We start from the raw sequence: 10488 nt of genomic DNA, 5'->3' as shown, positions 1-10488 counted from the left end.
GTCTATGCCTGCTTCGCTACGTGCGGCGTCACACGGTCGCCGTCGACGATGTTCTGGCTTCCCTCGACAACCACGCGGTCGCCCGCCTTCAGGCCCCGCTCCACAACCCACGATCCGTCGGTCATGTCACCAAGAACCACTGTCTGCCGATGCGGTCGATCGGCCGCATCGACCACCCAGGCCGAGGCGTTGCCCGCGGCGTCGTATGTGATGGCTTGCTGCGGGACCAGAAGCGCCTCCTGTTTCACCCCCTGCTCGACCGTCGCGTGCACGTACATGCCGGGCATCAGCAGCCGCTCCGGATTGGGAACGACCGCCCGCAGCGTGATGGCGCCCGTTCCCGGATTCACATCGATGCCGGAAAATGCCAGGCGCCCCTCGTGCGGATAGGCACGGCCATCCTCCAGGGTGAGACGTATCCGCGCGCCCCCCTCGGAGTCGGTCCGAAGCGTGCCGGCGGCCAGTTGCGCACGCAGTGCCAGCACGTCCGCGCTCGATTGCGTCACGTCCACGTAGATGGGGTCGTACGCGTAGAGCGTGACCAGGGCGTTCGCCTGGTTCTCGGTGACCAGCGCCCCCACGGTGAAGGCGGATAGCCCGGCAGTCCCGGAAATGGGCGCCTTCACCTGCGTATATCCCAGGCGGATACGGGCGGTGTCGACATCGGCGCGGGCAGCCAGTACGGCGGCTTCGTCCTGTCGGAGCGTCGCCTGCGCCGCCTCCAGTTCCTCCTGGCTGACCGCGTCGATCCGGGCCAGTTCGGCATCCCGTCTCGCCAGCGGACGCGCCGACAGGACCGCGGCGCTCGCCTTGGCCAAGGCCCCCTGGGCACTCTCCAGCGCCGCCCGGTACGGGGCGGGATCGATCTGGTAGAGGACATCGCCAGCCTTGATCTGGGCCCCCTCGGTGAATCGTCGCTCCTGGACGACGCCGGTGACCTGCGGCACCACCGGTGCCACCAGAAAGGCGGCCGTACGGCCGGGTAGATCGACGCTGTGCCGGTACGGGCGCACGGCGAGCGTCACCACCCCCACGGTCGGTGGTAGCGATGCCGTCTCATGCATCGTTGAACCGCAGGAAACGAGACTTCCAGCAAGGAAAGCCAAAAACGTTCGGACCAGAAGGGACATAGGCATGGGACCAGCATCGGGGGACACGCCGGGCGACCCCGGCGGGAGCGAGTCTGGAAGGGCAATGTGGAGCAAATGAGAACAATCGACCCGGCGTGCCCAAGGCAGCGCTTTCGGGGAATCGGCGGCGTTATGATCCGCCTACCTCCAAGGGGCCCGCCATGCGCTTCGGTCTGACTGCCAAGCTTTTCTGCGCCGTACTCGCCGTGAACATGGCTGTCGTCATCGCCACGGCCATGGCCACGCGCGTCAGTTTCGACCGCGACTTCATCCGCTACCTCGACGAACAGGAAATGCAGCGCGCGGAGCGCGCGGTTCCCACACTCGCCGCCGAGTACCAGGCGCACCACGGCTGGAATTTCCTTGCGAAGAACTGGACGGCCTGGTTGCGGATCCTGCACTCGACCCAGGACTCGGTGCCTGCGGGTGCGGAGAATGATTCCGATCCCGCCGCCACCAACATGCGTTTCGCCCTGATCGATGCGCGCGACAACTACGTGGTCGGCAATTCCGAGCCTACCGACAGGTCGTTGCGTCGCCCGATCACGGTCAACGGTCAACTCGCAGGATGGCTCACGATGGTCTGCATGCGCGACCTCGTGCGTGTGGGCGACATTCGCTTCCAGGAAAAACGGACCCAGACAAGCTGGATCATCGCGGGCGTCACCTCCCTGCTGGCCGCCGCCATCGCCTTGTGGCTCGCCCGCGCCCTCGCCGCGCCGCTTCGCCGCCTGGCCGGTGCGACCCATCGCCTGGCTCGCGGCGACTATGTCGCACGTGTGCCCGTCGTCTCCGGTGGAGACATCGGCCAGCTCGAGACAGACTTCAACCAGCTCGCCGCGACCCTGGCGGACAACGAACGCACACGCCGGCATTTCGTCGCCGACGTGTCGCACGAATTGCGGACGCCGCTGGCCATCATGCAAGGCGAGATCGAGGCAGTGAACGACGGCGTCCGCCCCATCGACGCCTGCGCGGTGGCCTCGCTGCAGGTCGAAGTACGGCGACTGAACAAGCTCGTGGACGACCTGCACACGCTCTCACTCAGCGAGCTGGACACCCTGCGCTACCAGTGGGACGACGTCGACTTCGCGGCAAGCATCCGTCACGCGCTCGGGCTGTACCAGGCGAGGTTCGCCAGCGCGGAGGTCGCCGTCAGCGCGACGGGGCTGTTCTCCAGCGTGCACGTCCATGCCGACGAGGATCGCATCCAGCAGGTGCTCCAGAATCTCCTGGAAAACACCGTGCGCTACGTCGACCCCGGGCAGTCGATCGTACTTCGACTGCACATCGTCGGCGACGATGCCGTGCTGGACATTCAGGACAGCGGATCGGGCGTGCCCGACGACGCCCTGCCCCGGCTGTTCGAACGCTTCTATCGCGTGGAAGGCTCGCGCAATCGCGCCACGGGCGGCTCCGGTCTCGGATTGCCTGTCTGTCGCAGCATCGTCGAAGCGCACGGAGGACACATCACGGCCAGCAACGCCCCGCAGGGCGGACTCTGGATCAGGATGTTCCTTCCGCTCATGGTCACGACACCATGAAGGCCGCTCCCGAAGTGATGGTCGTAGAAGACGAACCAAAACTCGCCGGGCTCATGCTGGATTACCTGCACGCCAGCGACTATCGCACGCGCTGGATCAGCGACGGCCTTGCCGTGGACGATGCACTGCGCCAGCGCCAACCCGACCTGATCCTCCTGGACATCATGCTGCCCGGTCGCGACGGCATGGCGGTCTGCAAGGACATCCGTACCAACAGCGAGGTGCCCATCATCATGGTGACGGCACGCGTGGAAGAGATCGACCGCCTGCTTGGCCTCGACCTCGGCGCCGACGACTACATCTGCAAGCCTTTCAGCCTTCGCGAGATGATCGCCCGGGTCAGGACGGTATTGAAACGAACGCGAGGCGCCACCGAAGACCCGTCCTCCGCCTTGGTCATCGACGCCGATGGCTACAGCGCGAGCTACCACGGCGTCGACCTCGAACTGACCGCCGTGGAATTCCGGTTGCTGAAGACGCTCGCCGACAAGCCCGGGCGCGTCCTCTCGCGCGATCGCCTCCTCGACCAGCTCTACAACGACCACCGCATCGTCAGCGACCGCACGGTGGACACGCACATCAAGAAACTCCGCCGCAAGTTCGAACAGGTGGCGGCCACCGACGACATCATCGAGTCGGTCTACGGGGTCGGATACAAGCTGGTCATCTAGCACGGATGCGCCCTCGCCGCGATGGCGATCCCTTGGCGTGGCGTTGACAGGGGCGGCCCTAGCCTCGATTCATGGATACCGATCTTCTCCAGCCCCGCCAGGAAGGACTTTATTGTCCGGCCGGAGACTTCTTCATCGACCCCATGTGGCCCGTGGCGCGGGCCGTGCTCACCCACGCGCATGGCGACCACGCCCGCGCTGGCAGCGCGCTCTACCACGTCAGCGAAGCCGGGCGCCCGCTGTTCCGTGAACGCTTGGGGGCGGATGCGAACCTCGTCGAGCATGCCTACGGCGAGCCATTCCAGGTGGGCGACACCACCGTCTCCCTGCATCCGGCCGGCCATGTGCTCGGCTCCGCACAGATCCGCATCGAGATACCGGGCAAGGTCGCGGTGGTTTCCGGCGACTACAAGCGCGACCTGGATCCCACCTGCGCGCGGTTCACGCCGGTGCCCTGCGATATCTTCGTGACCGAATCCACCTTCGGCCTGCCCATCTATCGCTGGCCACCCATGGACCGGGTCATCACGGACCTGCTCGTCTGGTGGGACGAATGCGCCGCGCGCCAGGTACCGGCGGTGCTGTTCTGCTACGCCCTCGGCAAGGCCCAGCGCCTGCTCGCCGAACTTGCGTTGCGCACGGATCGCACGGTCCATTTGCATGGCGCCATGCTCCGTCTGGTCGAGGTGTATCGACAGGCTGGCATCGCGATGGTGCCCACCGTGTCCGTCGGCGAGTCGCCGCGCGGGCGCGACTTCGCCGGTGAGCTGATCCTCGCCCCGCCCTCCGCCGCTGGCTCGCCGTGGATGAAGCGCTTCGCGCAGGCCTCCATGGGGTTCGCCTCCGGCTGGATGCAGGTTCGTGGCGCGCGTCGCCGTCGTGGTTACGATCGCGGCTTCGTCGTCTCCGACCATGCCGACTGGAACGGGCTCGTGCGCAGCGCGCAGGATAGCGGCGCCAGCCGAATCTACGTCACCCATGGCGACGGCGAAGCCCTGATCCGCTATCTGCGCGAAGCGGGACACGATGCACGCCCCCTGTCGTCGCTGGGCGATGCGGCGCCGCGCCCTCGGATGTCCGAGGAGGGCGACTGATGCGGCGCTTCGCCCAGCTCTTCGTCCAGTTGGACCGTACGACCTCGACGCTCGCCAAGCGCGACGCGATGGCCGCTTACCTGCTGGATGCCTCAGCCGCCGACGCGGCATGGAGCGTCTACATCCTTGGTGGCGGGAAACTCAAGCGCACCGCGACATCCACCGAGATGCGCACCGCGCTCGCCGAGGAAACCGGTTTCGCCGCGTGGCTCATCGACGACTGCTATGCCCAGGTGGGTGATCTCGCCGAGACGATCGCCCTCATGCTGCCCGATCGCGACGATGCGGACGAGAACGCACCGTTGCGCGACTGGATGGAGACACACCTGCCTTCCCTGCGCGCGCTGGCGTCGCCGGAGCGTGTCGCACGCCTTCGCCAATGGTGGGACCACCTGGCGAAGGACGAGCTTTTCCTCGTGAACAAGCTGCTCACGGGCTCGCTTCGCGTAGGCGTCTCGCAACGCCTGGTGATCCAGGCGGTGGCCGAGGCCTATGCGCTTCCCGCCGACCTCGTGGCCCACCGCCTCGGCGGCGAATGGGCGCCCAGCGTGCAAGGCTTCGAAGCACTCACGGCCCCCGAAGGAGTCGACGAGGACAGCGAACGCCCCTACCCGTTCTTCCTCGCCTCACCGCTGGAACGCGATGTCTCCGAACTGGGTGAACCGGGCGCCTGGCAGGCCGAATGGAAGTGGGATGGCATTCGCGCGCAGCTGATCCGCGGGCATGGCGGTTGCTTCCTGTGGTCGCGGGGCAACGAACTACTCGAAGGACGTTTTCCCGAAATCGAACAGGCCGCCATGGCACTGCCGGACGGCTGCGCTTTGGATGGCGAAGTGATGGCCTGGATGGCCGACTCCGCGACGCCATTGCCGTTCACGGCATTGCAAAAACGCATCAACAAGCGCACCCCGAGTGCTCGCCTCGTCTCGGAGGTTCCCGTGCGCTTCGTGGCCTACGACCTGCTGAAGGAAAACGGCGAGGATCTTCGCCAGCAGCCGCTATACCAGCGGCGTGCCCGACTGGAGGTGATGCTGGAAGGCGCCGACGCCACCTTGGGCCTCTCCGAGATCCTACCCGCCACCGACTGGGCCGACCTCGAAGCGATCCGCACGGAATCGCGTGCACGCCAGACCGAAGGCCTGATGCTCAAGCGCCTGGATGCGCCCTACCGGGTGGGGCGCAAGCGCGGCGACTGGTGGAAGTGGAAGATCGACCCCTATACCGTCGATTGCGTGCTGCTTTATGCCCAACCGGGGCATGGGCGTCGCTCCGGCCTGTTCACCGACTACACCTTTGGCGCCTGGGACGACGGGCGACTGGTTCCCGTCGCCAAAGCCTATTCGGGCCTCGACGAAGCCGAGATAGCGACGCTGGATCGCTGGATCCGCGCGAACACCGTCGAGCGCTTCGGACCCGTGCGCTCGGTCACGCCCACCCACGTTTTCGAACTGGCCTTCGAGGCCATCCAGCTCTCCGGCCGGCACAAGTCCGGCGTGGCCCTGCGCTTTCCGCGCATCCTGCGCTGGCGTACCGACCTGTCCATCGACGATGCCGAACATCTCACCGACCTCCGCCAGCTGGCGACGGGCTGAGTCGCGCCTCGTCGCGTGGTTCACGGCGCAGGGCCGACGCCCCGCGCCGTTCCAGCGTGCGGCGTGGCGCCACTGGGCGGCCGGCGAGGACGGCCTAATCCATGCGCCTACTGGCACCGGCAAGACCCTGGCCGCCGCTGGCGGGCCGCTGATCCACGGCGCGCTGCATCCCGCCACCGGCCTGCAACTGCTATGGATCACGCCGTTGCGCTCGCTCGCCACGGACACGACTCAACACCTTGGCGCCGCCGTGGACGCCATGGGCCTGCCCTGGCGCGTACTGCGCCGGACGGGCGACAGCGGCAGCGGCGAACGCGCGCGGCTGCGTCGTGGTGCCTGCGAGTTGCTGGTTACCACACCGGAAAGCCTCGCCCTGCTGCTCAGCTACCCGGACGCCGCCGAACGCTTCGCGAACCTGCAAGGCATCGTCGTCGACGAATGGCACGAACTCATCGGCAACAAACGCGGCACCCTACTCTCGTTGGGCCTCGCGCGCCTGCGCCGCTATCGCCCCGAAGCCAGGGTCTGGGGCCTGTCCGCCACGCTGGGCAACCTCGACGAAGCGCTGGCCGCGCTGACGCCGCGCGGTGTGCTGGTGGGCGCCTCGTCTCCCAAGAAAACCGTCATCGAAACGGCGCTGCCCGACGTCGGCGAGCATTTTCCCTGGGCGGGCCACCTGGGCCTGCGGCAGTTGCCGCGCGTGCTCGACACCCTCATGAAGGCCCGCAGCAGCCTCGTGTTCGCCAATACGCGCTCGCAGGCCGAGCTGTGGCACGAGGCCCTGGCCTCCGTCTGGCCCGACGATCCGTCCACGCTGGCCCTGCATCATGGCTCCATCGACCCGAAGCTGCGCTTCGCCACCGAGGAGGCGCTTCGCGAAGGCCGGCTCCGCTGCGTGGTCGCGACATCCAGCCTCGATCTGGGCGTGGATTTTTCCAGCGTCGAGCAGGTGATCCAGATCGGTAGCCCCAAGAGCGTGGCCCGCCTCCTGCAACGCGCCGGACGCAGCGGCCACCAGCCAGGTGCACCGTCGCGCATCCTTTGCGTGCCCACGCATCTGCTTGAACTGGCCGATATCGCGGCCACGCGCGATGCACTTCGCCAGGGACACCTTGAGCCCCGCCATCCACGCAAGGGTTGTCTCGATGTGCTCGCCCAGCACCTGACGACCCTGGCGGTTGGCGGCGGCTTCGACGCCGACGAAGCCTATGTGGAAATCACCACCGCGTGGCCTTACGCCTCGTTGCCGAGGGAACGTTTCGACGCCACGCTGCGGTTTCTGGTAACGGGCAGCAGTGCGCTCGCAGCGTATCCGGAGTACCGGAAACTCGTGCTCCACGACGGACGCTACGTGGTGAGCTCACCGCGCGTCGTCCGCATGCACCGTCTGTCCATCGGCACGATCACCTCCGACGGCAGCCTCCAGGTGCGCTACCTCAAGGGCGCGCGCCTGGGCAGCGTCGAGGAATCATTTATCGCCCGCCTGCGGCCGGGCGACCGCTTCCTCTTTGCCGGACGCAACCTTGAGCTGGTCCGCGTACGCGACATGACCGCCTACGTGCGTGCCACGAACAGCCGCCGCGGCGGCGTGCCGCGCTGGCAAGGCGGCAGGCTTCCGCTATCGGGGGAACTGTCCGATCACCTGCGCCATGTACTGGCGACGCCAACTGCCACATCGCCCGAAATGAAGCGACTGGCCCCCTTGCTTGCGATACAGCGCAAGCAGTCCGCCGTGCCCAACGAGGGCGAGACGCTATGCGAACTAATCCGCACCCGCGAAGGCGAGTACCTGTTCCTGTATCCCTTCGCCGGCCACCTCGCCCACGAAGGCATGGCCGCCCTGCTCGCCTATCGGATGTCGCGCATCCATCCGGCGGACTATGGCTATGCGGTGAACGACTACGGGCTGACGATCACCGCAGCGACGTTGCCACCCCTCGATGCATCGACGATGCGAACCTTGCTGCATCCTTACCGACTCGCGACCGATATCGTCACCAGCATCAACCTGATGGAGCTGTCACGACGCCAGTTCCGGGAAATCGCCCGCGTGGCCGGCCTGGTTTTCAACGGCTATCCCGCGCATTCGAAGACGCTGCGCCAGCTCCAGGCATCCAGCGGGCTGCTGTACGACGTGCTGCGTCGGCACGACCCAGACCACCCGCTACTCTGGCAAGCCGACCGCGAGGTGCTCGAATTACACCTGGAGATACGCCGGCTGCGTCGCGTGCTGGTACGCATGGCACGATCGGCCATCGCCTGGAAGGAACCGCCGCGACTCACCCCGCTATCGTTTCCCCTGTGGGTGGAGCGATTGCGAAGCGGCATCTCGGCGGACGACTGGACCTCGCGCGTCGAGCGCATGCGGGCCAGCCTTGAAGCGAAGGCGGATACATGAAGACCCAGGATGTCATGGTCGCGGGTGTACGCCTGGTCGCCCATGCGCAACGGGCGCTCTACCGGCCGGACACGGGCACCCTCTTGGTGGCCGATGTCCATCTTGGCAAGGGCGGTGTCTTCCGCCGCGCCGGCATCGCCGTGCCCAGCGGGGACTCCGATACCGATATCGAGCGGCTCGACACGCTCATCCGTGAGCTATCGCCACGACGGCTGGTGATCCTCGGCGACCTGGCCCATGGCGAAGCGACGGACCGAAGCGGCTGGGTGGACGCCTTCCGATCATGGCGCCATCGCCATGGGGACACCGACATGCTGCTGGTCGAAGGCAATCACGACCGCCACTTCGACGCGCGTACGCTCGACCTGGCCACGATGCCGGAGCCCGTGATGGAGCCGCCCTTTGTCCTGTCCCATCATCCGGAGCCCGATCCGCGTGGCTACGTGCTGTCGGGCCACGTCCATCCCGGCGTCGTCGTGCGCGATGGATGGCGCAAGCACCGTTTGCCCGCCTTCGTCTTCGGCCCGTCGCTCGGCATGTTGCCGGCCTTCGGCAGCATGACCGGGCTCAGGATCATGGCCCCCTCGGAGGGGCAGGCCCTAATCGCGGTCACACCGGCTGGATTGATTCGGCTTGGATGAGGCGAAGTACTGGCGGCACGTCAGCCGGAGCAGGTTTTCTCGTCGTCGCGCGCGGTATCCACCACGCTGACCATCACCCACTTGCCGTTGAGCTTGAGCAGATTGAACGACTCCGAGGCACAGTGGCTGAAGTGCCCGTCGAGTGTCCAGGTGTAAGGCGACCAGACCACCGCCAGGTCGTTATCGACATGGACGATGGGGTTGTGCAGCGTCTGCACCATCTTGCCCGGCGGCTGTGCCGCGATCAGATCCACGAGTTGCTCGATCGTCAGGCGGCGCAATCCACCTTCGGCGCTCTTTCGCGCGCTGAGGATTTCCATGTGCGGAACGGCAGAGGCCAGCATGGCGGCCTTGTCGCGCCGGGTGATGTCCTGGAGGAAATCATTCACGGTCTTCAGCGCATCCGCTTCCGCGGTAGCGGCATGGGCCATGCCTGCGAAGCCAAGGAAAACGGCGGCAGACAAAAAAACGTTTCGCAATTTCATGTTCGATGAGCGCCTCGTGTCGGTGCGCGATGATGAAACGCATCCTCCCTCGACGGCTTGCATGGAACGACCACTGTCATCGCCATGAATGAAACAGGCAACCATGCACGCGACAGGTTCATCCGAATACGGGCACGGTCCGCGACACAGCGGCTCGGGCACGGCAACATAGGCATGGAAAAGCCGGAGGACGCATAATAACGCCGGTTTGGCAGAACGCCTGGGGGCGGTAACCCGTGGAAGAGTCCGTGCACGAGAAGCGGGCGTGGGTCGTCGACGACGATCCCGTCGTACGGGAGCGCCTGTCAGGGCTGCTCCGTGAGGTGCTTGGCGGCGACGCCAGCCTCACCCTGGCGGAGGACATCGCCAGCGCCAGGGCACAGTTCGACGGCTCAAGGGACGGGCTCGCGCTGGTGGACATCGGCCTTCCCGACGGCAATGGCGTGGACCTGATCGCATGGCTGCAACACCACCATCCGCAGGTGACCACCGTGGTCGTCTCCGCCTACGGCGCCGAAGACACCGTGCTGGCGGCACTACGAGCCGGCGCGGCGGGTTATCTCCTCAAGGAGCGCGACGATAGCGAGTTACTGCTGTCGCTACAGAGCATCAAGCGCGGCGGCGCCTTGATCGACCCGTTCGTGGCCAAACGCATTCTCGCGCTGTTGCCCGAGGAACACGAACCGGCACCGGAAGCGCCCCGCAAAACGGCGTTGTCCGACCGTGAAGCGGAAATCCTCCGCCTGGTGGCGCGCGGCTACAGCAATCGCGAGATCGCGAAACTTACTTCGCTGTCCCGTTTCACCATCGAGGACTACACCAAGAAGATCTACCGCAAGCTCTCCGTAGGCTCGCGCACCGCCGCGGTGTTTGAAGCCAAGGCCATGGGATGGCTGAACTGATGAAGTGGTTGGCCGCGTGACTTTTCGTCGC

The 10488-nt window shown here is 66.3% G+C and carries 9 protein-coding genes; 7 read left to right on the top strand and 2 right to left on the bottom strand.

Annotation, left to right across the window (positions count from 1 at the left end; translation table 11 throughout):
- Positions 1–2 precede the first annotated feature (2 nt).
- The gene (locus tag GAK28_RS09405) at positions 3–1064 is read right to left on the bottom strand and encodes an efflux RND transporter periplasmic adaptor subunit (protein WP_291777649.1); all 1062 of its coding nucleotides are present in this window, start codon (positions 1062–1064) and stop codon (positions 3–5) included.
- Positions 1065–1291: 227 nt separating this feature from the next.
- Between GAK28_RS09405 and GAK28_RS09400 the strand changes: the two genes are divergently transcribed.
- The 6 genes from GAK28_RS09400 to pdeM all read left to right on the top strand — a co-directional run bounded on the left by GAK28_RS09400 (position 1292) and on the right by pdeM (position 9070).
- A complete protein-coding gene (locus tag GAK28_RS09400; RefSeq protein ID WP_291777646.1) occupies positions 1292–2674 on the top strand; it encodes an ATP-binding protein in 1383 nt (460 codons plus the stop codon).
- A complete protein-coding gene (locus GAK28_RS09395) occupies positions 2671–3345 on the top strand; it encodes a response regulator (RefSeq protein WP_291777643.1) in 675 nt (224 codons plus the stop codon). Before GAK28_RS09400 ends, GAK28_RS09395 begins: the two co-directional genes overlap by 4 nt.
- Positions 3346–3416: 71 nt before the next feature.
- Positions 3417–4439 carry a ligase-associated DNA damage response exonuclease gene (locus GAK28_RS09390; protein ID WP_291777640.1) on the top strand — a complete coding sequence of 341 codons (1023 nt, stop codon included), beginning with the start codon at positions 3417–3419 and terminating at the stop codon, positions 4437–4439.
- Positions 4439–6031: an ATP-dependent DNA ligase gene (locus GAK28_RS09385; protein WP_291777637.1), complete on the top strand. Its 1593-nt coding sequence runs from the start codon at positions 4439–4441 to the stop codon at positions 6029–6031. Before GAK28_RS09390 ends, GAK28_RS09385 begins: the two co-directional genes overlap by 1 nt.
- Positions 5988–8429: a ligase-associated DNA damage response DEXH box helicase gene (locus GAK28_RS09380; RefSeq protein ID WP_291777634.1), complete on the top strand. Its 2442-nt coding sequence runs from the start codon at positions 5988–5990 to the stop codon at positions 8427–8429. Before GAK28_RS09385 ends, GAK28_RS09380 begins: the two co-directional genes overlap by 44 nt.
- Positions 8426–9070, top strand: a complete 645-nt coding sequence (pdeM, locus tag GAK28_RS09375) for a ligase-associated DNA damage response endonuclease PdeM (protein ID WP_291777631.1) — start codon at positions 8426–8428, stop codon at positions 9068–9070. The genes GAK28_RS09380 and pdeM overlap by 4 nt, the downstream gene beginning before the upstream one ends.
- Positions 9071–9090: 20 nt before the next feature.
- Here pdeM and GAK28_RS09370 read toward each other — a convergent pair whose 3' ends face one another.
- Positions 9091–9534 (bottom strand): nuclear transport factor 2 family protein, encoded by a 444-nt coding sequence (locus GAK28_RS09370; RefSeq protein ID WP_291777628.1) that lies wholly within the window; start codon positions 9532–9534, stop codon positions 9091–9093.
- Between the two features lie 269 nt (positions 9535–9803).
- Between GAK28_RS09370 and GAK28_RS09365 the strand changes: the two genes are divergently transcribed.
- A complete protein-coding gene (locus tag GAK28_RS09365; protein WP_291777625.1) occupies positions 9804–10457 on the top strand; it encodes a response regulator transcription factor in 654 nt (217 codons plus the stop codon).
- Positions 10458–10488: the final 31 nt, after the last annotated feature.

It is taken from the genome of Luteibacter sp., assembly GCF_009912395.1.
Lineage (GTDB): Bacteria > Pseudomonadota > Gammaproteobacteria > Xanthomonadales > Rhodanobacteraceae > Luteibacter.
This window is presented reverse-complemented; position numbering and strand designations above follow the sequence as displayed.

Bases quoted from the DNA above. Each gene is read 5' to 3' on its own strand.
- GAK28_RS09405 (WP_291777649.1), bottom strand. From the start codon at position 1,064: ATGCATGAGACGGCATCGCTACCACCGACCGTGGGGGTGGTGACGCTC.
- GAK28_RS09400 (WP_291777646.1), top strand. From the start codon at position 1,292: ATGCGCTTCGGTCTGACTGCCAAGCTTTTCTGCGCCGTACTCGCCGTG.
- GAK28_RS09395 (WP_291777643.1), top strand. From the start codon at position 2,671: ATGAAGGCCGCTCCCGAAGTGATGGTCGTAGAAGACGAACCAAAACTC.
- GAK28_RS09390 (WP_291777640.1), top strand. From the start codon at position 3,417: ATGGATACCGATCTTCTCCAGCCCCGCCAGGAAGGACTTTATTGTCCG.
- GAK28_RS09385 (WP_291777637.1), top strand. From the start codon at position 4,439: ATGCGGCGCTTCGCCCAGCTCTTCGTCCAGTTGGACCGTACGACCTCG.
- GAK28_RS09380 (WP_291777634.1), top strand. From the start codon at position 5,988: ATGCCGAACATCTCACCGACCTCCGCCAGCTGGCGACGGGCTGAGTCG.
- pdeM (WP_291777631.1), top strand. From the start codon at position 8,426: ATGAAGACCCAGGATGTCATGGTCGCGGGTGTACGCCTGGTCGCCCAT.